Raw genomic sequence first — 25,812 nt, 5'->3', positions numbered from 1 at the left:
CATTACTTTTGGACTTTAAAAATATTTATAAACTAATTCAATAAAAATGGGACATAATATAAAACCTGGAGTTGCTACAGGTAAAGAGGTTCAAGCTATTTTCAAATTAGCTAAAGAAAAAGGGTTTGCTTTACCAGCTGTAAACGTAATTGGTTCAGACACTATTAATGGTGTTTTAGAAACAGCTAAAGCTTTAAATGCTCCGGTAATTATTCAATTTTCAAATGGTGGAGCTCAGTTTAATGCTGGAAAAGGTTTAAGTAATGATAACCAAAAGGCATGTATCGCAGGAGCTATTGCAGGAGCTAAACATGTTCACACTTTATCTGAAGCTTATGGTGTTCCAGTTATTTTACATACAGACCATTGCGCTAAAAAACTATTACCTTGGATCGATGGGTTACTTGATGCCAGTGAAAAACATTTTGCTGAAACAGGTAAGCCTCTTTACAGTTCTCACATGATTGATCTTTCTGAAGAACCTCTTGAAGAAAACATCGAAATATGTAAGAAATATTTAGCTCGTATGAGCAAAATGGGCATGACACTAGAAATTGAATTGGGTGTTACTGGTGGCGAAGAAGATGGTGTTGATAATAGTGATGTTGACGATTCAAAATTATATACACAACCAGAAGAAGTTGCTTATGCTTATGAAGAATTAAGTAAAGTAAGTGACCAATTCACAATTGCTGCTGCTTTTGGAAATGTTCATGGCGTTTACAAACCAGGCAATGTTAAATTAACACCAAAAATCTTAAAAAATTCTCAAGACTTCATCTCTAAAAAATACGGAGTTGGTCACAATCATATTGATTTTGTTTTCCATGGTGGTTCTGGTTCTTCTGTTGAAGAAATTCGTGAAGGTATTAGCTATGGTGTTGTAAAAATGAATATAGATACAGACATGCAATATGCGTTTATGAGTGGTATTCGTGATTACATGAAGAAAAATGAAGCTTACTTACAATCTCAAATAGGAAATCCTGAAGGTGAAGACTCTCCAAACAAAAAATATTATGATCCACGCGTTTGGTTGCGTGCAGGTGAAGTTACTTTTGTTGAAAGATTAAAACAAGCCTTCCACGATTTAAATAATGTAGATACTCTATAATATTTTCTTTGCTTTGACTACTAAAATTAAAAAAAGGTTTAATTTTGTAGTCGGGCTTTTGCACATTTACCCATAAAAAGCTGTTGATTTTTAACAGCTTTTTATGGGTATTGCAAAAATTCTTAATGTAAACGATTGATAATAGCTACAATCGGAAATCTAAAATCTGGAATTACTATGTCTTGGTTTAAAAGAAAAACAAAAGGAATAACTACTACAACACAGGATAAAAAAGACACTCCCAAAGGATTATGGTATAAATCTCCAACAGGTAAAATTGTTGATGCTGACGAACTGGAAAAAAATTTCTATGTAAGTCCAGAAGATGGATATCACGTACGTATTGGAAGTAAAGAATATTTTGAAATCCTTTTTGACAATAACGAATTTAAAGAGTTAGATGCTAATTTAGAATCGAAAGACCCTTTAAAATTTGAAGACACAAAAAAATATCCAGATCGTTTAAAATCTGCTCAAGAAAAAACACATCTTAAAGACGCCATTCGTGCTGCCGTAGGTAAATCAAAAGGAAAAGATATAGTAATTGCTTGTATGGACTTTGCTTTTATTGGTGGCTCCATGGGAAGCGTTGTTGGTGAAAAAATTGTTAGAGCTGCAGATTATTCATTGAAACATAAAATTCCTTTCATGATTATCTCAAAATCTGGAGGAGCACGTATGATGGAAGCCGCTTTATCATTAATGCAATTAGCAAAAACTTCAGTGAAGTTAGCGCAATTAGCAGAAGCAGGAATCCCATATATTTCATTATGTACAGATCCTACAACTGGTGGAACCACAGCATCTTTTGCCATGTTAGGAGATATTAATATTGCAGAACCTGGAGCATTAATCGGTTTTGCTGGTCCAAGAGTTGTAAAAGATACTACTGGTCAAGACTTACCAGAAGGATTTCAAACATCTGAATTTTTATTAGAACACGGGTTCTTGGATTTTATAACAGAAAGAAAACATTTAAAAAATAAATTAAATCAATATATTGATTTAATCACCAATCAACCATTGCGAGCATAATTTATATGTATTTATTTTTAATGAGGTATTCGTAAATCATTAATTATTACTATATTTGCCGCTCGAAAGAAAATCTTTCGTATACATAAAAATCATTTATAATAATATTAGCATGTATTTAACAAAAGAAGTTAAAGAAGAAATCTTCGCAAAACACGGTAAAAGTTCAAACGATACTGGTACAGCTGAAGGTCAAATTGCGTTATTTACGCACAGAATCAATCACTTAACTGAGCACTTAAAAAATAATCGTAAAGATTATAATACTGAGCGTTCATTAGTAAAATTAGTTGGTAAACGCAGATCGTTGCTTGATTACTTAACTAAAAAAGATATCTTAAGATATCGTGCCATAGTGAAAGAATTAGGATTAAGAAAATAATAAAAAGAGGCTTCACGCCTCTTTTTTGTTTAAAATATACTCTTTGTGTTCGAGGATAAATAACACGAAATAAGAAGCTTATTATAGTTTTTCATTGGTCTCACAACAACAACTACTGCAACAACACAACGACCATTGTTTAATTAGAATTAAAAAATTATGATTCCAAAAGTTTTTAGGGAGGTAATTACTCTCAGTGATGGAAGAGAAATCTCCATTGAAACCGGAAAATTAGCAAAACAAGCTCATGGATCGGTTGTAGTACAAATGGGTAACGCAATGTTACTTTGTACAGTTGTTTCAAATTATGACGCAAGTCCTGGTATTGACTTTTTACCTCTTACAGTAGATTACAGAGAAAAATTTGCTGCTGCAGGTCGTTACCCTGGTGGTTTCTTTAAAAGAGAAGCAAGACCAAGTGATGATGAAGTTTTAACCATGCGTTTAGTGGATAGGGTTTTACGTCCGCTTTTCCCAAAAGATTATCATGCAGAAACTCAAGTTATGATTCAATTAATGTCTCATGATGAAGAAGTTATGCCTGATGCTTTAACTGGTTTAGCTGCATCTACTGCTATTCAATTAAGTGATATTCCATTTGAAACTCCTATTTCAGAAGTACGTGTAGCACGTATTAATGGAGAGTTTGTTATCAATCCAAGTAGATCTGCTCTTTTAGAAGCTGATATTGATATTATGGTTGGTGCTTCAGCAGACTCTGTAATGATGGTTGAAGGTGAAATGCTTGAGTGTAGTGAAGAAGAAATGGCAGATGCTATTAAGTTTGCTCATGAAGCCATTAAAATTCAATGTGATGCTCAAATTCGTTTGGCAGAAGCTTTTGGCAAAAAAGAAACTCGTGCTTATGAGCCTGAACCAAAAGATGAAGAATTAGAGAAAAAAGTACATGCTTTAGCTTACGACAAAGTATATGCGGTGGCAAAAAAAGCATCAGCAAAACATGAACGTGGAGCTGCTTTTGAAGCCATAAAAGAAGAAGTAAAAGCTACTTTTTCAGAAGAAGAATTAGCTGATTTTGGTAGTTTAATATCAAAATATTTCTATAAAGCAGAAAAAAAAGCTGTTAGAGATTTAACTTTAAATGAAGGTTTGCGCTTAGACGGACGTAAAACAACAGAGATTAGACCAATTTGGTGTGAAGTAGATTATTTGCCTTCAACCCATGGTTCTTCAATCTTTACAAGAGGAGAAACTCAAGCTTTGGCAACAGTAACATTAGGTACTTCTCGTGAAGCTAACCAAATAGATTTACCAACTTACCAAGGTGAAGAAACATTTTATTTACACTATAACTTCCCTCCTTTTTCAACTGGTGAAGCTCGTCCTTTAAGAGGAACTTCTCGTCGTGAAGTTGGTCATGGAAATTTAGCACAACGCGCTTTAAAAAATATGGTTCCAAAAGATTGGCCATATACCGTTCGTGTTGTTTCTGAAGTATTAGAAAGTAATGGTTCATCTTCAATGGCAACAGTTTGTGCTGGTACTATGGCTTTAATGGATGCTGGTGTAACTATTAAAAAACCTGTTTCTGGTATTGCCATGGGATTAATTTCTGATGGTGAACGTTATGCTGTTTTAAGTGATATCCTTGGTGATGAAGATCATTTAGGTGATATGGACTTTAAAGTAACTGGAACAGCAGATGGAATTACTGCTTGCCAAATGGATATTAAAATAAAAGGCCTTTCTTATGAAATTTTAGTAAATGCACTAAAACAAGCTCGTGAAGGTCGTTTACATATTTTAAAGAAATTAACCGACACAATAGCTCAACCAAATGCAAGTGTTAAACCACATGCGCCAAAAATGATAACACGTGTAATTCCTAATGCGTTTATTGGAGCTTTAATTGGTCCAGGTGGAAAAGTAATTCAAGAATTACAAAAAGCCACAAAAACAACTATTGTAATTAATGAAGATCCAATTACCGAAGAGGGCATTGTTGAAATTTTAGGAACAGATCAAGCTGGTATTGATGCTGTATTAGCTAAAATTGATTCATTAATGTTTAAACCAGAAGTTGGTGGAACATATGAAGTTAAAGTAATTAAAATGTTAGATTTTGGAGCTGTAGTTGAATATACTCAAGCACCAGGAAATGAGGTTTTATTACACGTAAGCGAATTAGCATGGGAACGTACTGAAAATGTTTCTGATGTGGTTAATATGGGTGATGTTTTTAATGTTAAGTATTTTGGAGTTGACCCAAAAACTCGCAAAGAAAAAGTATCTCGTAAAGCATTGTTAGAAAAACCAGAAGGTTATGTTGCCAGACCACCTAGAGAAAACAATGATCGTGGTGGACGTGATAACAACAGAGGTAGAGATAATCGTGGGCGTGATAATCGCAGAGATGACCGTCGTGATGACAGAAGACCTAGAGAAGACAAGAAAGAAGATTAATTTCTTTTTCTAAAATATTTAACCGCTTCAAAATTTGAAGCGGTTTTTTTGTTGTAATAAAGTATTGACTTTAATTAGATTGCATAATTTACATTTTAATTAAATATTAATGGAGTCTAGTCTTTTCTATCATTTCTTTAAATATTTTCCATTTCACTAAATCTCCTTCAATTATATATGTTTCAGAATTTTTAAAGGCTATAGATATTCCTCCTATAGCTGCGCCACCTAGAGCCCCTATTGCACCAAATCCTAATGCGCCCTCACCTGCAGAATATCCAAGAAAGGAATCTGGATCAGCTGTTGACACCCCTATGATAGCTCCTAAAGCAGCTCCAGATGCAGCACTAATAAGCATATTATTACCCACTGATCGTTTTGTTTTTATAAAACCAATTTCTCGCAAACTTATATTCGCCTGTTTACTACCGTCTTTTAATCCAAGAAGTGAGTCATTAATAAAAATAAGTGATCCCTTGTTTATTTTCTTGCCTATCAAATTATAAACCCTAAGGTATATATCATGCTTTTTTTCTTCATTTTGGGCATTAGTAGCAATGCTAAATATCAAAGCTATGGCCAAAGACATTAATCTGATTTGTTTTTTTAGTACTTTCATAATATTTAATTGATTAGTTATTGTAATTAATTTTATTAAAGCTTATAGGTTAGTCCAATTTTAGAAGATCTTGTTTTTCCTTGAACAGATTCGGTCACAAAACTAATGCTATATTTATTTAGCCTTAGGCTAGTTGTAATCCCACTAAAGCCTGTAGAATAATCATAAGCTTCTACTTTTTTATGATTGATTAAATCTCCAAAATAAAAACCTATGGTAAAAGCATCCTTTTCAGAGAATTTAAATACATATTCTGAGTATAAATTAAAGGAAAGCAAGGATTTATCATTCACAATCAACAATTCAGAATTATTGGATTTTAGCAGGTCGGACAATTTATTTTGATATGGCCCAAACTCATTGTGATAGGCTATTTCCAAACCAATAAATCTGTAATCAATAACCCGTCTAGGCATAGTATAGTTAATTCCTGTTTTAAAATTCAGGTTGTAAAAGTTCTTTTTCTCTTTGTCCTCAATAAGGTTTTCGAATCCTTTTGTAAATCTATATGTGCCAAAACCAGATCCTAGTCCATAATAAAAATTATAGTGCTTATCTGTAATACTTTGGTATATACTAAAAGTAGCTAAAGTTGTTTTATCATTAAAATTTTCACTTTCTTGTTCATGTTTCCCAAAGTTTATATCTCCAGCAACATAAAATGAAGACGATTTTTCATTATTATAATGAGCTTTTTCTGTGTAAGATTTCAATGATTCATAGGATGCAGTTGTATAAACTCTTTTAACTCCACATGAACTCAAAATAGGCATTAATGCTATTATTAATAATTTGACTAGAGTTTTCATAATTTATTGTTTTTAAAATCATGTATTTTTATTAAACAGCATGACTGGTTAGCATAGTAAATGTAGTTTGCAATATTTGATAACCATTTGACTAAAAAACAGATAATTAGAATTATTTTTCTTAAATTTCACAAAGTCTTCCAAAAACCTACTTGTAAATTCTCAAAAAATGCAAGAGCAATTTATACAGTACTTAAAGTCAAAATCTCAAAATAACTCTTCATTTGTAGAAGAAATAGCTGATGTTTTAGATATAGGCTATGATGCCGCATATAGACGCATTAACTCAAAAACAAGTCTTACCCTAGAAGAAGGGGTTAAATTAGCAAAACACTATAAAATTTCATTAAATAATTTGTTTGAGGTTGGTAATCAAAACTCAATTCTTACTGAATTATCACCTCCTATTCATGACAAAAAAGGTCTTGAAATGTGGTTAAATCAATCACTTAACAATGTTTTACCTTTAACTAAGTTAAAGAGTGCTTCTATAATATATTCTGCTAAAGACATTCCACTATTTCACACACTAAAAGATTCATTTTTATCACGTTATAAAATTTACGTATGGCTAAAAGATGTTGACACATCCATGACAAAAAACAAGGTATCTTTTGATGATTTTATAAAAAGCGTACCAGATTCATTACTTGAAAGCGCTTTTAAATTAGGTGAAGTTTATAAGGACATAAACATTACAGAGATTTGGAACAACACCACAATTAATGGCACATTACAGCAAGTTTTATATTATTTTGAATCTGGTGCACTTTCAAAAGAATTAGCATTACTTATTTGTAATGACATTGAAGATGTAATTCATCTAATTGAAAAACAAGCTATTCAACAATGCTTATTTGGTTCAAAAAACAAAGCTATTTATAATCTATATATTAATGATATTCATACCATGAGTAATACAATTATGGTAAAAACACCCTATCAAAAAGTCTTCTTTACACCTTTTACTGTAATTAGCTATTTTAAAATTGAACATCAGCCAACTTGCGAACTTATGTATGAGTTTTTTGAAAAACAAATGAGTATTTCTAAACTATTAGTTAATGCAGGCGAAAAAGACAGGTCACTATTTTTTAATAGAATGCATCAAAAAATTAATAGATTAAGAAACCGGATTATATTAGACAATGACACTTTTGATTTTGAATAAAAAATAAATCAAAAGTTAAACCTTGTTAAAAACTTGCTTTTCTCCTCATTTTCATTATATTATGAGAATGACTTATACAGACAAAGAAAAATATTCAGATATTTTAAACGAATCGGTAGACTATCTTGAAAAAAGAGGTTACGAAAACATTAGAGCGGATACAGAAGGTTATGAGACACCTAAATCTTTTAGCAAAGTAGGAAGTGATATTAATATTACTCCAGACATAGTTGCTGAAAAAGAAGGGCAAAAGCATTATTTCGAGCTTAGTTTAAAATCAGAAAAACCAAAGCTATTAAAATCTAAATGGTTATTTTTAAATGCATTAAGCAATTTAAAATCATATAAATTCAGAATAATCACAACCAAAGGCCATTATAAATTTACCCATGAAATGATGGACGAACTTAATTTAAACAATAAAAATTTAATAAAAATTTAATTTCTTGTAACAAAAACAATCTTTATTACGTATAACTACATAGTAAATAAAATTCACTTAAAAAATTACAGGAGAACATTAAATGAGACAACTTAAAATTACGAAGCAGGTAACTAACAGAGAGACCGCTTCGTTAGATAAATATCTTCAAGAAATTGGAAAAGTTGACTTAATTACCGCAGACGAAGAAGTAGAATTAGCACAACGTATTAAGGCTGGTGACCAAGCCGCTTTAGAGAAATTGACAAAAGCTAATTTACGTTTCGTAGTTTCGGTAGCGAAGCAATATCAAAACCAAGGTTTAACACTACCAGATTTAATTAATGAAGGAAATTTAGGTTTAATTAAAGCGGCTCAACGTTTTGATGAAACTCGTGGATTTAAATTCATTTCGTATGCTGTTTGGTGGATTCGTCAATCCATTCTTCAAGCATTGGCCGAACAATCCCGTATTGTACGTTTACCTTTAAATAAAATTGGTTCTATTAATAAAATCAATAAAACATTCGCCTTTTTAGAACAATCACACGAGCGTCCACCAAGTGCTGAAGAGATTGCAAAAGAGTTAGATATGACTATTAACGATGTTAAAGAGTCTATGAAAAACTCAGGTCGTCACGTAAGTATGGATGCACCATTAGTAGAAGGTGAAGACTCAAACTTATACGACGTTTTAAATAGTGGAGAATCTCCAAACCCAGATAGAGAGTTATTGCATGAATCGTTGCGTACAGAAATTGAACGTGCTTTAGAAACTTTAACACCTCGTGAAGCAGACGTTATTCGTTTATATTTTGGTTTAGGAAATCAACACCCAATGACTTTAGAAGAAATTGGTGAAACATTTGACTTAACACGCGAACGTGTTCGTCAAATTAAAGAAAAAGCTATTAGACGATTAAAACATACTTCTAGAAGTAAAATTTTAAAAACTTATTTAGGATAACTATATTTGTATTCTATTACAGTTACAAACAGTTAAAACATAACTGTTCGTTTTTTGATTGATGAAAGAACCCTCGGCTGATTACCGAGGGTTTGTTTTTTTATACTATTTTTGTCAAACAAATTTAAATTAAACAATGAGTTCTAAACTTATAGCACCTTCACTTTTAGCAGCAGATTTTGGCAATCTTCAAAGAGATATTGAAATGGTTAATCAAAGTGATGCAGATTGGTTTCATATTGATATTATGGATGGCGTTTTTGTACCTAACATTTCATATGGAATGCCAGTTTTAAGTGCCATAACAAAGCATACTAAAAAACCAGTAGATGTACATTTAATGATTATTGATCCTGACAGATATATTAAAACGTTTGCTGATTTAGGGAGCAATATTTTAACTGTACATTATGAAGCATGTAATCATCTTCATAGAACGCTTCAAGCCATAAAAGCTGAAGGTATGAAAGCTGGTGTAGCCTTAAATCCGCATACAAATATTAATGTTTTAGAAGACACAATTAATGATATAGATTTGGTTCTTATTATGAGTGTTAACCCAGGTTTTGGAGGGCAAAGTTTTATTGAAAATACCTATAACAAAATCATTCAACTTAAAGAGTTAATTAATAAAAAAGGAGCTTCAACCCTTATTGAAGTCGATGGTGGTGTTTCTAATTCAAATGCTAAAAAATTGACTGATGCTGGCGCAGATGTATTAGTAGCCGGTAGTTTTGTATTTAAAAGCGCTAAGCCATTAGAAACTATTAAAAATTTAAAAGAAGTAGCAAATTCATAAATATTTTTTTGAAGGAAGCTAAAACCCATCAACTTTTCATAATTAGAAAATCTGTTTTTAAAACAATTTTTTAAACAAAATCTTGTTTACATAATTCCATAAATAATGAAATTATGTTCATTTGATTGATAACAACTATTTAGGAATAATTAAATAATATACTATATCTTGTTTTTATTCTTTTAAATGAATAAGTTTTAACTATATTGCGTGACTTGATTTATAACAATCATTTTTTTTAGATTTATTAACAACATTAAAAACCCAAAGGTTTTAATTGTTTAAAAGCTTGATTTATTATGGGAAGACCTGCAACTAAACCCGCAGAACTTAGAGATGGATATTATATTGAAATTAGAAATAAAAATTCAAATACTGGAGTAAAAATTAGAAGAGATAGCAGTGACCAAATGCTTCGCGCTGCAAAGGAATACGAAAGAAGTAAAGAAGTTATAATTTTAGGAAAATTTAAAAATGGTAAATTGGTAAATAGTCAATAATAAGACTATTTACTAATTTATTATATCTTAATATCCTGCAAAATTAAAATTTAACATCTGTCTTATCTTAAAATAAACCTCAGGAAATTGAACTTTAAATTCATGAGGTGTTTCAATAAAGCTCTCAATTACAACAGCAAGAAATTCAAATTGATTGGTAAAGGCATACTTTCTAATGTAATGCGATTCTGCTAGTTGATTTCTTAATAATGGATTATTTGATAGCGTATCTGTCAACTCTTTAAAAGTATCACTAAAGATTGTTGAACTTATATCACGTTCATTTAAGCTATTTAAGTGTATGGCGTGTACAAATTCATGGATTCCAAGGTTAATATTATCTTTTGAAATTTGATATCCTAATTTAAAGTCTACCCAAGAAATAACAAGTGCTTTTAGTTTTGGGTTAAACTCTCCTTTATGATAGTTTTGATTGGTTTTTGAATAGAATTTTTCAGGGTACACAACTATTTTGTTAATCAAACCAATATAAAAATCTCTAAAGCCAAAAGTTAGCATAATCGATGTCGATGTTATTAAAACCTTCATCTCATCTGTAATAACTACACCGTTTCTGCCTATAAAATCTTTATCATTAATAAATGATGCTACTCTATGTTCAAAATAGCTCTTATTTTTTTTAGATAGTTTATTATAAAAAGCAAACTGATTTTTTAAAATGTCTTTTTGTTGTGGACTTAATTTTCTTAAAAATGTATAAAAATGAACAAAAAAAGGTTTTTTATATTTCAAAACATAACCCATTTCCAATAATTTGACAGCAAATTGAAGGAGCATATATAATAGTATTGCAAAAAAAATTCCAAGAATAATTTTACTTCCTAATGTATATTTTTCTATTAATAAGAGACTTAGCATTATATTATACGTTATTTAATTACTAAAATTACAAAGTAAAAATTCAAAAAATGGTATGCTTTACTAAAAGTATAAATATAACACAAGTACTTTAGCCAAAAGTGAATGAATTTTCAATTTAATTGTTGAAAAGAAGCATAATTAAATAAAAATCCTAACGCATTAATTATTTAATACATTAGGATTTAATTAGTGACCGCGAAGGGATTCGAACCCCCAACCCTCAGAGCCGAAATCTGATATTCTATCCAGTTGAACTACGCAGCCTTATTTTTTAGAAAAAAGATAATATTAAGATAAGTTTTCTTTTACAATGTTTGAGATGGTTTTTCCATCTGCTTTTCCTGCCAATTCTCTACTTACAATTCCCATTACTTTACCCATATCTTTCATGCCTTGTGCCCCAACTTTTTGAATGGTTTGCAAAACAACTTTTGCAATCTCTTCTTCAGTCATAGCTTCTGGCAAAAATTGACTGATAATTTCTGCTTCTGCTAATTCTGGCTCAGCTAAATCTTCTCTTCCTTGCGTTAAATAAATTGCTGCACTATCCTTACGTTGTTTAACTTGCTTTTGAAGTATTTTAAGCTCTTGCTCTTGAGTTAATTCATCACTTGCACCTGTTTCTGTTTGTGCTAACAAAATTGCTGATTTTACAGATCTTAATGCTGTTAAAGCTGTAGTATTCTTCTCCTTCATTGCAATTTTCATTGCGGTCATGATATCTTGTTGTAAACTCATTTTTTTTGTAAATAATTATTAGAATGCGAAGATACTAAGAAATTAAGTTTTGAACCTTTGCTCTTTTACAAAATTTTGAATAAATAAAAAAACCCGAAAGCTGAGGGAACTTTTCGGGTTTACTAAATATTTGTAGGTTAAACAGTTACTCTTTAGTCAACATTATCGTGTAAAAATGAATTGTTGCTTCTCAATTGTATTTCGTCATTATCATCAGTACCAATACTAGTTCTAGACATATCGGTTTCTGAAGAATGTTGTACTTCTTTTAAATCTACACCTTGACGTTTATAGGCTGGGACTTTTTCTATATCATCAATCTTAGCATTATTGAATTTATAATTGAAGTCTTTCATTTTACGCCTGCGTTCTGCGGCTCTTTCTTTAAGCATATCTGAAATTGGGCTATTCATTGGATCGATTTCATCATCTGTTTTTTCTTCTTCAACTTTTGATATTACTTTCTTTTCAAAAACAATTTCCTTATCAAAACCTTCAATTACTTCTTCCTTAACATTTGTTTGTTTCTTGTTCATTGAAGATTCCACTTCAATATAATCATCTAAAGCATAACGAACATCTCCTTTTTCATTGGTTTCTGTAACTGTAATAAGTTCTACATAATCTTTAACAGAGATTTTTTTAACTTCTTCTTCCAATTTATACTCAATTACATCCTCGCTTTTTTCTTGATTAACATCATTATTTGAAAGTGGCAAATCAAAAGTGAGGGTGATTTGTTGCTCTTCTTCAATATCTTCAATAACCTTTTTCTCTGGTGAAGACATTTTTGTTACTGGTTTAATTATGAAATCATCTTCGGTTTGAACTTTTGCAGTAACTTCTTCATAAACCACTTTAATATTTCTAATAAGTTCTGAAGTTGGTATCAGTTCAAAATCATCTTTAATATCATCTTCTTTCTTTGTAGCCTTAATTTTTTCTTCTACACAATCTTCTGAAACATCACCAAAATCTAAAATATGTTTAAGAACTGGTGGCTCTTTTTTCTCTAATTCAATTACTGGTGCAATAATTACTGGTTCACGCTCTTTTGATTTAAAATCATGGTCTTCACCAAGAGAATGCACCACTTTTTTAACTTCGGTATTTGAAATTTCGTCTTGTTGCTCTACATTAAAACCTGTTGCTATAATTGTTACAGCAATTGATTCTTCTAATGATTCATCTTCACCAACACCCATAATGATATTAGCACCATGACCAGCTTCATTTTGAATGTGATCGTTAATTTCACCTATTTCATCAATAGTGATTTCATGGGATCCTGAAACTATAAGCAGCAATACATTTTTAGCTCCAGTAATCTTGTTGTCATTAAGCAATGGTGAATCCAATGCTTTTCTAATAGCATCTTGAGCACGATTTTGCCCTGAAGCTAAAGCAGAACCCATAATGGCTGTCCCACTATTACTTAACACAGTTTTAGCATCTCGTAAATCGATGTTTTGTGTATAATGATGTGTAATAACTTCAGCAATACCACGAGCAGCAGTAGATAACACCTCATCAGCTTTTGAAAATCCTGCCTTAAAGCCAAGGTTTCCATAAACTTCACGAAGTTTATTGTTGTTTATTACAATTAAAGAATCTACAACAGATCTTAAATTTTCAATACCTTTTTGAGCTTGCTCTATACGCATTTTACCTTCAAACTGAAAAGGCATCGTTACTATTCCTACTGTTAAAATATCTAAATCTTTAGCCATTTTAGCAATAATTGGAGCTGCACCAGTACCAGTTCCTCCACCCATTCCAGCAGTAATAAAAACCATTTTGGTGTTTGTATCAAGCATATTTGAAATATCCTCGAAACTTTCTACTGCAGATTGCTCTCCAACATGAGGATTTGCACCAGCACCTAGCCCTTCGGTTAAATTAACTCCTAATTGAATTTTATTAGGTACCCCACTATTTTGAAGCGCTTGAGCATCTGTATTACAGATGTAAAAATCAACTCCTTTAATGCCTTGTTGGAACATATGATTGATGGCATTACTGCCACCTCCTCCAACACCAATAACTTTAATTACATTTGATTGATTTTTTGGTAAATCAAATGCTATACTTTCGAATTCTTTTTTGCTGCTCATAAATTCTGTTTTACTGGTATTATACTAATTTTTATTTTTTATTATCAATGGATGGTTTGATCTTATTTTTCTTTTCTATTCTGCGTTATCTAAAAAGTCTTTCACTCGTTCAGTTAACTTATCCAGAAAGGATCTTCTTGGTTGTGTTGGTTTTTCTTCAATGATTTCCTGAGGCTTTGCATTATCTTTTTTTGCTTCTTCAATTTGCTCTGCACGTTTTCTTTCATGTCGCTTTAAACCGTCTAACACCAAACCAACGGCTGTTGCATACAATGGGCTAGTAACATCGTCATCACTATCTCCTGCCAAATGCTCATTGGGGTAACCTATTCTGGTATCCATTCCAGTTATATATTCAACCAACTGTTTTAAGTGTTTTAGTTGACTGCCGCCACCTGTTAAAACTATGCCTGCGATTAATTTCTTCTTTTGTTCTTCATGTCCATAGTTTTTTATTTCCACATAAACCTGTTCAATAATTTCTACCACTCTGGCATGAATTATTTTTGATAGATTTTTTAAAGTAATTTCTTTAGGTTCTCTTCCTCGTAATCCTGGTATAGACACAATTTCATTGTCTTTATTTTCACCTGGCCAAGCAGAACCAAATTTTATTTTTAATAATTCAGCTTGCTTTTCTATGATTGAACAACCTTCTTTTATGTCTTCAGTAATCACATTACCACCAAACGGAATAACCGCCGTATGACGAATGATTCCATCTCTAAAAATGGCTAAATCTGTGGTACCTCCACCTATATCAATTAATGCTACACCTGCTTCTTTTTCTTCTTGACTTAGCACAGCGTTTGCAGATGCTAAAGGTTCTAGTGTAATCCCTTCTAAATTCAATCCAGCACTTTGAACACAACGCCCAATATTTCTTATAGAAGACACCTGGCCAACTACTACATGAAAATTAGCTTCTAAACGACCACCATACATTCCAATAGGCTCCTTAATTTCAGCTTGTCCATCAACTTTATATTCTTGTGGCAACACATGAATAATTTCTTCTCCTGGCAGCATCACTAATTTGTGAACTTGATTGATAAGCTTATCAATATCGTTTTCATCAATTACCAAGTCAGAATTTGGTCTGGTGATATAATCACTGTGTTGAAGACTACGAATGTGCTGACCAGCAATACCAACAGTAACACCTTCAATTTTAATTTCTGAAGATGCTTCAGCTTCTTGAACTGCCTGCTGGATAGATTGAATGGTTTGTGTAATATTATTTACTACACCACGATGAACACCTAAGCTTTTAGATTTTCCAATTCCTAAAATCTCTACTTTGCCGTATTCATTTTTACGTCCAATCATGGCCACAATTTTTGTGGTTCCTATGTCTAATCCTACTGCTATATTATGCTCCATTGTTTACGTTTTGGTACATACTACTTGATTGTCAAATTGCAAATTGACTTTACTATAATTATTAAGTGTTCTGTCTTGTAGGTTTTTTTGATAGAAAGCTTTGAGGTTATTTATTTTTTTGTCTAAAAAATTAACATCACCCAATTTTACTTCAAACTTGCATTGTCGAAGTTTTAAATAAATGGTCATATCTGAATCCTGACGAATTTCTATAACGTTTTTCATTAGAAAGTCATCATTTTTAATTTTGTTAGCAACTGAATAAACATTTTTTAAATCATTCTTTTTTACAAAACCTGTAACCAAAGGCACTCTAGCCGTAAAATTATTTGACAATGGCATAAAAAAACCTTCGTCATCTACATAATAGGACTCTGTAGTGCTCACTCTTGCAATAGGTGTTTTTTGTTCAATATCAGCTTTAACTGTTCCATTTACAGCAACATACACTTCAGCTGATTTTATCATTGGATTAGAATTCAGGGACTTCTCTAATTGATTCAAATCTAAAGTTTCTTTAGCCATATTTTTAACACTGCGTTGATTTTGTATTAACAATTTACTAACAGTTTCATGTGTTACAAAGAGATTGTTTTCACCAATAAAATTAATATCAACTTGAGGCACTTTTCTAATTGCATTTTTGCTGGACGCAAATGCAAATAAAAATATTACAACGCCTAAAAGAGTTATCATTTTTATGTAATTCCAATTAACTCGCAACACTCAATTCTTTTTTTATATGTTTAACTTCTTCGCCAATGTCACCAGCCCCAATTGTTAGCAAAACTTGCGCTTTACTCTCATGGATTTTTTTCATAATTTCTGCTTTACTTATAAGCTGCTTATTTGGATTTTCAATTTTATTTAACAACCATAATGATGTAACTCCCTCAATAGGCAATTCTCTTGCTGGATAAATATCAAACAACATAATTTCATCAAACTGAGACAAACTTTTTGCAAAGTCATCTACAAAATCCCTTGTTCTACTAAATAAATGCGGTTGAAAAATGGCTAATATTTTTTTACCAGGATACATTTCTCTAATGGCTTGATAAACGGCATTAATCTCTTCTGGATGATGCGCATAATCATCTATATAAACAAAATTTTCTGTTTTTATTTGATATGTAAATCTTCTTTTAACGCCTTTATAAGATGCTAATGCCTCAGCGAGCTGTCGGTAAGGGCAACCGTACTCTACAGCCATCGCTAAGGCTATTAATGCATTCGACAGATTATGTCTACCGGGCAGGTTAAATTGCAGATTTTCAAGCACTGTTTTTGGTGTTTTAACATCAAAAACATAGGTGCCATTTTGTATTTTTATATTTTGTACTGAATAATCAGAATCATCTTCTATTCCATAAGTAATACCATCTAATGGAAGTCCATTTTTAATAAATAATTTTCCGTTTGGTTTTACTCTTTTTGAAAAATCTTCAAAAGACTTTCTCAACTGTGAAGCATCTCCATAAATATCTAAATGATCCGCATCCATGGATGTAATACATGCTATATCTGGAGACAATGTTAAAAACGAACGATCAAACTCATCAGCCTCAACAACAGAGACTTCGGTTCCATTCAATATTAAATTAGAATTATAATTTTCACTTATTCCTCCTAAAAAGGCTGTTAAGGGCACATTACATTCATACATTAAATGCCCTAAAATACTGGTTGTTGTAGTTTTACCATGTGTTCCTGCAATAGCTAAACAAAATGTGTTTTCTGTAATCAATCCTAAAACCTTTGAACGTTTTAAAACTTGAAAACCTTTCGATTTAAAAAATTCTAACTGCCTATGACTACTTGGAACTGCTGGCGTATAAACTACCAATGTATTATCTGAATTTAAAAACGGTGAATCTATAAGTTCTAAAGAATCTTGAAAATGAACATTAATACCCAGAGCCGAAAGACTATCTGTTAACTCAGTTGGTGTTTTATCATAACCAGCAACATACATATCTTTGGCTTTAAAATATCTTGCCAAAGCGCTCATACCAATACCTCCAATACCAATAAAAAAGACGTTATGTATGTTCTTTAAATTCATTTTATTTTTCTAAAAGTTTTACAACTTCATCTGCTATTTGGTTTGTTGCATTTACTAATGCCAATTTTTTTATGTTGTCTCCTAAATGTTTTTGTTTTTCAGGAGATTGTATTAATTGTGAAAATTTATTTTTAAAATCTACTTCTAAATCCTCTTCCTTTATTAGCATTGCTGCATCATTATTTACAATAGCCAATGCATTTTTGGTTTGATGATCTTCTGCCACATTGGGAGATGGTATAAAAATTACTGGCTTTCCTACTATACACAATTCTGAAACCGAACTTGCTCCTGCTCTGGAAATTATTATGTCTGCTGCTGCATATGCAAAATCCATGTTGTTTAAAAATGGATACACCTGAATATCTTTTGTGTTATTGTAAATCTTATACTGACTATAATATAATTTTCCACATTGCCAAATTACTTGTACATTTTGAGTACTAAGAAAATCTAGTTCTCTTTCAATTAAATCATTAATATTTCTTGCGCCTAAACTTCCACCTAAAACCAACAAAGTATATTTTCCATGTTTAAGATTGAAAAAATCTTTAGCCTCAACTGTTTTACTTTCTATATTGAGTAAATCTTGTCGAACTGGATTTCCAGTTTTTATGGTTTTATCAGTTGGAAAAAATCGTTCTAAATTATCGTAAGCCACACATATCTTCTGAACTTTTTTAGCTAATAATTTATTGGTGATTCCTGGATACGAATTCTGCTCTTGTATTAAACACGGTATCTTTTTAGAAGCAGCAATATATAATAATGGCCCACTTGCAAATCCTCCAGTACCAATGGCAATATCTGGCTTAAATGCCTTTACTATTTTTTTGGCGTTCCATAAACTACTCATAAGTTTAAAAGGGAACATCAGGTTTTTTAGTGTCAATTGTCTTTGAATACCAGAAATCCATAAACCTTTAATATTATATCCAGCCTGTGGCACTTTTTCCATTTCCATTCTATCCTTGGCACCAACAAATAAAAATTCAGCATTTGGAAAACGATTTTTTAATTCGTTTGCAATAGCAATAGCAGGATAGATATGTCCACCTGTTCCGCCTCCTGAAAGAATAATTTTATATGTTTTATTTTTATCTGACACTTCTTGTCATTTTTAAATGGTTTCTGATAAAATCTCTAAAGGGTTCTCTTCTATATTCTCAAACTCTTTTATTTCTTCTCTTTTTGCACTAACACTTAAAATAATTCCAATAGCTAAACAAGTCATCCAAATGGAAGTTCCTCCACTACTGATAAGTGGTAATGTTTGGCCAGTAACAGGAAATAACTCTACTGCAACTGCCATATTTATTAAAGCCTGAAAAACAATTGGAAGTCCTACTCCTAAAACCAGTAACTTTCCAAAAATGGTATCAGATTTTTGAGCCACAATAACAATTCTGAATAATAACCACATATACAAAATGATAATTGCTAAACCACCTATCAGGCCATATTCTTCAATTATGATAGCGAAAATAAAATCGGATGATGATTGAGGTAAAAAGTTCTTTTGGATACTCTTTCCAGGTCCAACACCTTGAATACCACCTGAAGCAATCGCTATTTTTGCCTTTTCTATTTGATAATCGGCTTCTGTATCTTCATCGTTTGAAAAACTTTCTAATCGACTCATCCAAGTATCAATTCTATTTGGCATAGCATCAGGAAATGCTTTTGCTATTAAAATAAATAATGCTAAAGCCAAAACACCAGAGCCCAAAATGATAAGTAAATAACGAATTGGATAACCACCCAAAAACACCAACATTACAACCATAACAAACATAATAGCTGCTGTTGAAAGGTTTGCTGGCAAGATTAAAACCAACACTAAAAATACCGGAAGCCAAAGTGGCAAAATAGATGCCTTAAAAGTGATGTCTTTATCTTTTATTTTAGACATATACCTTGCAACATATACCATGAGTACCACAGACGCCAATGTAGATGTTTGAAAAGACATGCCTACAATTGGAATTTGAATCCATCTACTGGCGTTCGCTCCTTCAATGGTAACACCTTGAAACATTGTAACCAATAATAGAATAAGCACAATTGGAATCATTACCAACGACAAGCCTCTAAAATATCTGTAAGGGATTTTATGAACGCCATACATAATAGCAAAGCCTAAAAATAGATGCATAAAATGCTTAACAAAAAAGGCGAAAGTACTTGTGTTTCCTCCCGAATAAGCCAAATTACTTGCAGCACTATACACAGGAAGAAACGAGAAAATTGCCAACAAAGCTACTATAGCCCATATTAAACGATCTCCCTTTATGTTGTTAAATAGTGTTTGCATTTTTGCTCTTCTATACTTCTATTTAGTATTATAAATTTCTAACTGCTGCTTTAAATTGACGCCCTCTATCCTCATAGTTTTCAAACAAATCAAAACTTGCACAAGCTGGAGACAGCAATACGGTGTCGCCTGCTTCAGCAATTTTATAAGCTATTTTTACTGCTTCACTCATAAATTGAGTTTCGACAATAATATCAACCATTCCTCCAAAAGTGTTCAATAGTTTTTCATTGTCAACACCTAAACAAATGATTGCCTTCACCTTTTCATTTACGAACGAAAACAATTCTTCATAATTATTGCCTTTATCTTGTCCGCCAACAATCCAGACAGTTGGCGTATCCATGCTTTCTAAAGCATAATAAGTAGCATTTACATTGGTTGCTTTTGAATCGTTGATATATTGCACTTTATTAATCTTTAATACATGCTCTAATCTATGTTCAACCCCTTGAAAATTTTCTAGACTTTCTCTAATTGTTTGCTTTCTAATTTTTAATAAATGTGCCACTGTTGAAGCAGCCATTGCGTTTTTAATATTGTGTTTTCCTTCTAAAGCAAGATTTGATGTTGGCATAATTATTTGATTGTTATCTATAGTTATTTTTATATTATTATTGTCTAAATACGCACCATTTTCAATAGTTTTTGTTAGTGAAAATGGCAATAAAGTAGATTGAATTGAATTGTTTTTTAACCAGTCATTGATTACCTCATCATCGGCGTCATAAATCAAATAATCCTCTTTTGTTTGATTTTCTGCTATTCTGAATTTTGAAGCGATATAATTTTCAAATTGATAATTATATCTATCCAAATGATCGGGTGTAATGTTTGTAATGACAGCTATATGCGGTTTAAAATCAACAATATCATCTAATTGAAAACTGCTTATTTCCAACACATAGTTTTGATAATCCTTTTCCAAAATTTGTTTTGCAAAACTGTCCCCAATATTCCCAGCCAATCCCACATTCAATTCTTGTTTTAAAATATGATGTGTTAAGGTTGCTGTTGTTGTTTTACCATTACTTCCTGTAATACCAATAATCGTTGCATCGGTAAAATGTGAAGCAAATTCAATTTCAGAAACTACTAAAATTCCTTTTTCATGAATCAATTTCACCAGTGGTGCTTTATCTGGTATTCCAGGGCTTTTCATTACAAGGTCTGCATTCAGGATTTTTGATTCTGTATGATTACCTTCTTCCCATTCAATCTCATTATGTATAAGAACTTGTTTATATTTTTCTTTAATTGTTCCTTTATCTGAAACAAATATTTCAAAACCTTTTTCCTTTCCTAAAAGCGCTGTTCCTACACCGCTTTCTCCTCCTCCAAGAATCACTAATCGTTTCATCTATCTAATTTTCAATGTCACAATAGAAATGATGGCCAATAAAATGCCAACAATCCAAAATCTTGTAACTATTTTACTTTCGTGATACCCTGATTTTTGATAATGATGATGCAATGGAGACATCTTGAATATTCTCCTTCCTTCTCCATATTTTTTCTTAGTGTATTTGAAATAGCTTACCTGTAACACTACCGATAAGTTTTCCGCTAAGAAAATTCCACACAGAACAGGAATTAACCATTCCTTTCTAACGGCTATGGCTATAACTGCGATAATACCACCGATAGTTAAGCTTCCTGTATCTCCCATAAAAACCTGAGCCGGATAGGTATTGTACCAAAGAAATCCAATAAGCGCACCAACAAAAGCAGCTATATAAATTGAAATTTCTTCAACTCTTGGGATATACATAATATTGAGATAATCTGAAAAAATAATGTTACCAGAAACCCATGCAAAAATTCCTAAAGTAAGCACAATGATTGCCGAGGTTCCTGCTGCTAAACCATCAATTCCATCGGTAAGATTAGCGCCATTTGAAACTGCAGTAATAATGAAAATGGCAACAAGAATAAAAATTACCCAAGCATATTTTTCTAAGCCAGGGTTTATCCAGATTATAATTTCGGCATAATCAAACTCATTCCCTTTAACAAAAGGGATAGTGGTTTTGGTTGATTTTTCTTCAACTTTAAAAAGTTTTGAAGGTGACAAATTAGGATCTGCAGCCAACATTTCTTGCTGTACTTGGATAGGCAATTTTTCCTTTATAGTTACATCTTTGTTAAAAAACAATGTAGCTCCTACAATAATTCCAAGCCCCACTTGGCCCAACACTTTAAACTTTCCTTTTAAACCTTCTTTATCTTTTTTAAACTTTTTGATATAATCATCAATAAACCCAATTGTTCCCATCCAAAGCGTTGTAACAATTAGCAAAATGATGTATATGTTTTCTAACTTTGCGAATAGTATTACAGGTATTAAAGTCGCAAGAATGATGATAATCCCTCCCATTGTTGGCGTACCTGCTTTTTGTTGTTGGCCTTCTAAACCTAAGTCTCTAATCGTTTCCCCTACTTGTTGTTTTAATAAAAAACGAATGATTCTTTTACCGTAAATTGTTGAAATTAACAACGATAATATTATCGCAGCCGCTGCCCTAAAGGTGATAAACCCAAAAAGTGATGCCCCTGGTAATTGGAATTGTTTTTCTAAATAATCAAATAGGTAATACAGCATATTATTTTTGTAACTGTTTTAAAAATTCTTGTACTATTTTATAATCATCAAAATCGTAGCGCTCTCCTTTTATTTCCTGATAGGTTTCATGCCCTTTTCCCGCAATTAAAATGATGTCATTTGGTTGTGCCATTTGACAAGCTGTTTTAATAGCTTGCTTTCTGTCAACTATTGAAACTACTTTTCTAATGTTTTGAGGTTCTACTCCTTTTTCTATTTCACTAATTATTGTATTTGGCTCTTCACTACGAGGGTTATCACTGGTTATAATTACTTTTGTACTTAAAGCTGAAGCAATATTGCCCATAGTTGGGCGCTTTGTTTTATCTCTATCGCCACCACAACCAAAAACAGTGATTAGCTCTTCATTTTTAGTTCGAATACTATTTATAGTTTCCAATACATTTTTAAGTGCATCTGGTGTATGTGCATAATCAACAATGGCTGTGATTTTTTCATCTGAAATTAAATATTGAAAACGCCCACTTACACTTTCTAAAGCACTTATCAACTGAAGTATTTCTGATTTATCTAACCCTAATAAATCAGCAGTAGCATAAATAGCCAAAATGTTATATGCATTGAAATTTCCAATTAACCTAGTCCAAACTTCGCTCTCATTTATTTTAAGCAATAAACCTCCAAATTCGTTTTCCAAAATTTGAACTCTATAATCTGCATAGGTTTTTAATGCATAGGTAAACTTTCTGGCTTGCGTGTTTTGAAGCATCACTAAACCATTTTTATCATCAACATTTACAAGTGCAAAAGCAGTACTTGGAAGATTATCAAAAAACGATTTTTTAACATCTCTATATTCTGCAAACGAGTTGTGATAATCTAAATGATCGTGTGTTAAATTGGTAAAAATACCACCAACAAAATGCAATCCTTCAGTTCTAAATTGATGGATACCATGGGAGCTTACTTCCATAAAGCAAAACTCAACCCCATCTTTACTCATCTCATTTAAATACTTATTTATAGTCAATGAGTCTGGTGTTGTATGTGTAGCTTTATATTCTTTACTATCAACCATAATCTTAACGGTTGAAAGCAATCCAACTTTAAATCCTGCTTTTTTGAACAACTGGTATAACAATGTTGCCACCGTTGTTTTTCCATTGGTTCCTGTAACACCGACTAGCTTTAGGTTTTCTGAAGGCACTCCATAATAATTAGATGCCATATAAGCCAATGCTTTACCTGCATTTTCTACTTCTACATACGTAATTCCATTATGCAAATCAGCCGGTATGGTTTCGCAAACAATTGCAATTGCACCCTTTTCAATTGCTTTTTCTATGAACTCATGCCCATCTACATGAGTACCTTTTATTGCAACAAAAGCATTATTTTTAGCAACATTTCTTGAATCAAAATGAATTTCATTGATATCCACAAAAGTGCTACCTACTACAGCGTTTAAGGTTACTTTATATAATATGTCCTTTAGAGCTATCATGATGCTGTTAGTACAACTACTTGGTTATTTTTTAGTTTAATATTCTGTTCAACAGATTGTTTTTTTATTACACCACTTCCTTCTAATTTTACTTTCACCTTTACCTGCATATTCTCTAACAAGGCAACTGCATCCATAGCTGGCAAACCAACAACACTTGGCATGATGGTTTTATAATTTTGGGCTGTTTCATAAAAATTTTCATATTCACTTTCGGCAGATGCGTATTTAACATTTAAAGATTTTACCTCATCGACAATTGGTGTATCTGTAAATATTTTTTGAGCAATTTTTTTAAAGACTGGCCCAGACACGTCAGCTCCATAGTACCCAACACTTTTATCTGGTTCATGAATCACAACAATGCAAGAATATTTTGGATTGTCTGCTGGAAAATAACCTGCGAAAGACGATATATAATTTAGCTTTTCTTTGTTTCTGTAATCTTTTTGACAAGTTCCCGTTTTGCCTGCCATTGAAAAATTTTCAGAATATAACCTATGACCAGTACCATGATCTTTTTCTACTACATTTTTAAGTAATTGCTGCACTTTAGCTATGGTTTCTTTTGAGCAGATTTGTTTGTTTAAAACTTCTTTTTCGAATGGTACAATCACTTTATCAAACGATCTAACCTCTTTTAAAAATTGAGGTTTCACCATTTCTCCATCATTAGCTATTGCATTGTAAAAAGTTAATGTTTGTAAAGGCGTAAATTGAACCCCATAACCAAAAGCCATCCATTGCAATGCTATTCCACTCCAACGACCATTTTTAATTCTTGGATCAGGAATAGTAGGTTGAGGTTCGCCCAAAATAGAAAGATCCAGTTTATTGTTTAGGTTCATTTTATATAACCTATCCACAAATTTTTCAGGATTTTTAGAATATGCTTTATCTATAGCTCTAACAACTCCGGTGTTTGAAGACACTTCAAAAGCTCTTGAAATTGATATTTTCCCATAACCTCCGTGATGCGAATCTTTTACTGGCTTACCATAAAACCAAATAACACCTTTTTCTGTATCTACCACATCACTTGTATCTATCACTTTATCTTCAAGCGCAGCTGTGATAGCCATTAATTTAAAAGTAGAACCAGGTTCATGACTTTCTCCCACGGCATAGTTTAAGCGCTCATAATAATACCCTTCACTATTTCTGCCTAAATTTGATATTGCTTTAATTTCGCCAGTTTTGGTTTCCATTACTACAACACAACCATGATCTGCTTTGTATTTTTCCAGCTGTTCCAACAAAGCATGGTGTGCTATATCCTGAATATTTACATCGATAGTTGTATAAACGTCATACCCATCTTGAGGTTCAATCTGATTATAATCGGCTATTGGTTTCCATTGCCCTTTACCTATCTGTTGTTTAGCACGTTTACCATCAGTTCCTCGTAAATATTTAACACCATAAGCTCCATCAATTCCAGCCCGTGTTACATTACCTTGGTCATCAAATCTTTCATAACCAATGGAGCGTTGTGCAATACCACCCATTGGATGTTCGCGTTTTGTATTTTGCTCAACAATCAAACCTCCTTTAAAAGCACCTAGGTTTAGAAGTGGAAAATTTCTTAATCGTATATAATCTGAATACCCAATATTTCTAGCAATTAAATAATATCTGTTTTTATTCGCTCTTGCTTTTCTGATATCATTCTGATAATAACCTGATGATTTTCCTGAGTATTTAGAAAGTGAATCACATAAGGGTTTTAAATATTTTTCAAAAGTTTTATTTGAAGGTGTTAATGCATCAAATCTTATATCATATTTTGGTATCGAGGTAGCTAATAAATTTCCTTTTGCTGAATATACATTACCTCTATTAGCCGGAATTATAACATTTTTCACTACACGTTGTTCAGCTAACGCTCTGTATTTATCACCTTGAACAAATTGAATCGATGTTAATTTAAATACCACAGCCAAACAGAAGATGAACATGCATCCTGCAATAAAATATAATCGATTTAATATGTTTTTCTCGCTTACTG

23 protein-coding genes and 1 tRNA gene are annotated in these 25,812 nt (G+C 32.0%); 9 read left to right on the top strand and 15 right to left on the bottom strand.

Annotated features, from left to right (window positions below; genetic code table 11):
* Positions 1 to 46 precede the first annotated feature (46 nt).
* The 4 genes from fbaA (at position 47) to V8G69_RS07905 (ending at position 4,955) form a co-directional block, all read left to right on the top strand.
* A complete protein-coding gene (fbaA, locus tag V8G69_RS07920) occupies positions 47 to 1,114 on the top strand; it encodes a class II fructose-bisphosphate aldolase (protein WP_394881297.1) in 1,068 nt (355 codons plus the stop codon).
* A gap of 177 nt (positions 1,115 to 1,291) precedes the next feature.
* Positions 1,292 to 2,149: an acetyl-CoA carboxylase, carboxyltransferase subunit beta gene (gene accD / locus V8G69_RS07915; RefSeq protein ID WP_394881543.1), complete on the top strand. Its 858-nt coding sequence runs from the start codon at positions 1,292 to 1,294 to the stop codon at positions 2,147 to 2,149.
* A 112-nt stretch (positions 2,150 to 2,261) separates the two neighbouring features.
* On the top strand, positions 2,262 to 2,531 hold the full coding sequence (gene rpsO / locus V8G69_RS07910) for a 30S ribosomal protein S15 (protein WP_394881296.1): 270 nt from the start codon (positions 2,262 to 2,264) through the stop codon (positions 2,529 to 2,531).
* A 159-nt stretch (positions 2,532 to 2,690) separates the two neighbouring features.
* Positions 2,691 to 4,955: a polyribonucleotide nucleotidyltransferase gene (locus V8G69_RS07905; protein WP_394881295.1), complete on the top strand. Its 2,265-nt coding sequence runs from the start codon at positions 2,691 to 2,693 to the stop codon at positions 4,953 to 4,955.
* Between the two features lie 106 nt (positions 4,956 to 5,061).
* Here V8G69_RS07905 and V8G69_RS07900 read toward each other — a convergent pair whose 3' ends face one another.
* A complete protein-coding gene (locus V8G69_RS07900; protein ID WP_394881294.1) occupies positions 5,062 to 5,544 on the bottom strand; it encodes a hypothetical protein in 483 nt (160 codons plus the stop codon).
* Between the two features lie 65 nt (positions 5,545 to 5,609).
* Positions 5,610 to 6,383 (bottom strand): hypothetical protein, encoded by a 774-nt coding sequence (locus V8G69_RS07895; protein ID WP_394881293.1) that lies wholly within the window; start codon positions 6,381 to 6,383, stop codon positions 5,610 to 5,612.
* A 169-nt stretch (positions 6,384 to 6,552) separates the two neighbouring features.
* On the opposite strand from V8G69_RS07895, the gene V8G69_RS07890 reads away from it, so the two are divergent.
* From V8G69_RS07890 to V8G69_RS07870, 5 genes are all read left to right on the top strand, one after another.
* On the top strand, positions 6,553 to 7,554 hold the full coding sequence (locus V8G69_RS07890; protein WP_394881292.1) for a hypothetical protein: 1,002 nt from the start codon (positions 6,553 to 6,555) through the stop codon (positions 7,552 to 7,554).
* Positions 7,555 to 7,621: 67 nt separating this feature from the next.
* Positions 7,622 to 7,996: a hypothetical protein gene (locus V8G69_RS07885; protein WP_394881291.1), complete on the top strand. Its 375-nt coding sequence runs from the start codon at positions 7,622 to 7,624 to the stop codon at positions 7,994 to 7,996.
* A gap of 82 nt (positions 7,997 to 8,078) precedes the next feature.
* Positions 8,079 to 8,942, top strand: a complete 864-nt coding sequence (locus V8G69_RS07880; protein ID WP_100610046.1) for an RNA polymerase sigma factor RpoD/SigA — start codon at positions 8,079 to 8,081, stop codon at positions 8,940 to 8,942.
* Positions 8,943 to 9,078: 136 nt separating this feature from the next.
* The gene (rpe, locus tag V8G69_RS07875; protein ID WP_394881290.1) at positions 9,079 to 9,741 is read left to right on the top strand and encodes a ribulose-phosphate 3-epimerase; all 663 of its coding nucleotides are present in this window, start codon (positions 9,079 to 9,081) and stop codon (positions 9,739 to 9,741) included.
* A 299-nt stretch (positions 9,742 to 10,040) separates the two neighbouring features.
* Positions 10,041 to 10,241 carry a hypothetical protein gene (locus V8G69_RS07870; protein ID WP_394881289.1) on the top strand — a complete coding sequence of 67 codons (201 nt, stop codon included), beginning with the start codon at positions 10,041 to 10,043 and terminating at the stop codon, positions 10,239 to 10,241.
* A 27-nt stretch (positions 10,242 to 10,268) separates the two neighbouring features.
* On the opposite strand, the gene V8G69_RS07865 is transcribed toward V8G69_RS07870, so the two are convergent.
* The 13 genes from V8G69_RS07865 to V8G69_RS07805 all read right to left on the bottom strand — a co-directional run bounded on the left by V8G69_RS07865 (position 10,269) and on the right by V8G69_RS07805 (position 25,762).
* Positions 10,269 to 11,120, bottom strand: a complete 852-nt coding sequence (locus V8G69_RS07865) for a zinc-dependent peptidase (RefSeq protein WP_394881288.1) — start codon at positions 11,118 to 11,120, stop codon at positions 10,269 to 10,271.
* A gap of 193 nt (positions 11,121 to 11,313) precedes the next feature.
* Positions 11,314 to 11,387 (bottom strand) — tRNA-Arg (locus tag V8G69_RS07860).
* 24 nt (positions 11,388 to 11,411) lie between these two features.
* On the bottom strand, positions 11,412 to 11,861 hold the full coding sequence (locus tag V8G69_RS07855) for a GatB/YqeY domain-containing protein (RefSeq protein ID WP_394881287.1): 450 nt from the start codon (positions 11,859 to 11,861) through the stop codon (positions 11,412 to 11,414).
* A 152-nt stretch (positions 11,862 to 12,013) separates the two neighbouring features.
* A complete protein-coding gene (gene ftsZ / locus V8G69_RS07850) occupies positions 12,014 to 13,975 on the bottom strand; it encodes a cell division protein FtsZ (RefSeq protein ID WP_394881286.1) in 1,962 nt (653 codons plus the stop codon).
* A 75-nt stretch (positions 13,976 to 14,050) separates the two neighbouring features.
* A complete protein-coding gene (gene ftsA, locus V8G69_RS07845) occupies positions 14,051 to 15,358 on the bottom strand; it encodes a cell division protein FtsA (RefSeq protein ID WP_394881285.1) in 1,308 nt (435 codons plus the stop codon).
* A 3-nt stretch (positions 15,359 to 15,361) separates the two neighbouring features.
* Complete coding sequence (locus V8G69_RS07840; RefSeq protein WP_394881284.1) at positions 15,362 to 16,054, bottom strand: cell division protein FtsQ/DivIB; 693 nt, start codon at positions 16,052 to 16,054, stop codon at positions 15,362 to 15,364.
* 16 nt (positions 16,055 to 16,070) lie between these two features.
* Positions 16,071 to 17,423 carry a UDP-N-acetylmuramate--L-alanine ligase gene (gene murC / locus V8G69_RS07835; protein ID WP_394881283.1) on the bottom strand — a complete coding sequence of 451 codons (1,353 nt, stop codon included), beginning with the start codon at positions 17,421 to 17,423 and terminating at the stop codon, positions 16,071 to 16,073.
* A gap of 1 nt (position 17,424) precedes the next feature.
* On the bottom strand, positions 17,425 to 18,531 hold the full coding sequence (murG, locus tag V8G69_RS07830) for an undecaprenyldiphospho-muramoylpentapeptide beta-N-acetylglucosaminyltransferase (RefSeq protein WP_394881282.1): 1,107 nt from the start codon (positions 18,529 to 18,531) through the stop codon (positions 17,425 to 17,427).
* A 12-nt stretch (positions 18,532 to 18,543) separates the two neighbouring features.
* Positions 18,544 to 19,737, bottom strand: coding sequence for an FtsW/RodA/SpoVE family cell cycle protein (locus tag V8G69_RS07825; RefSeq protein ID WP_394881281.1), 1,194 nt, complete (start codon positions 19,735 to 19,737; stop codon positions 18,544 to 18,546).
* A 28-nt stretch (positions 19,738 to 19,765) separates the two neighbouring features.
* Positions 19,766 to 21,097, bottom strand: a complete 1,332-nt coding sequence (gene murD, locus V8G69_RS07820; protein ID WP_394881280.1) for a UDP-N-acetylmuramoyl-L-alanine--D-glutamate ligase — start codon at positions 21,095 to 21,097, stop codon at positions 19,766 to 19,768.
* Positions 21,098 to 22,339: a phospho-N-acetylmuramoyl-pentapeptide-transferase gene (gene mraY / locus V8G69_RS07815; protein ID WP_394881279.1), complete on the bottom strand. Its 1,242-nt coding sequence runs from the start codon at positions 22,337 to 22,339 to the stop codon at positions 21,098 to 21,100.
* A gap of 1 nt (position 22,340) precedes the next feature.
* On the bottom strand, positions 22,341 to 23,804 hold the full coding sequence (locus V8G69_RS07810) for a UDP-N-acetylmuramoyl-L-alanyl-D-glutamate--2,6-diaminopimelate ligase (protein ID WP_394881278.1): 1,464 nt from the start codon (positions 23,802 to 23,804) through the stop codon (positions 22,341 to 22,343).
* Complete coding sequence (locus V8G69_RS07805; RefSeq protein ID WP_394881277.1) at positions 23,801 to 25,762, bottom strand: penicillin-binding protein; 1,962 nt, start codon at positions 25,760 to 25,762, stop codon at positions 23,801 to 23,803. The genes V8G69_RS07810 and V8G69_RS07805 overlap by 4 nt, the downstream gene beginning before the upstream one ends.
* Positions 25,763 to 25,812: the final 50 nt, after the last annotated feature.

This window comes from Gaetbulibacter sp. M235, assembly GCF_043876835.1.
Lineage (GTDB): Bacteria > Bacteroidota > Bacteroidia > Flavobacteriales > Flavobacteriaceae > Yeosuana.
The sequence above is the reverse complement of the archived record's forward strand: the minus strand, read 5'-3'. Positions and strand labels throughout refer to the sequence as shown.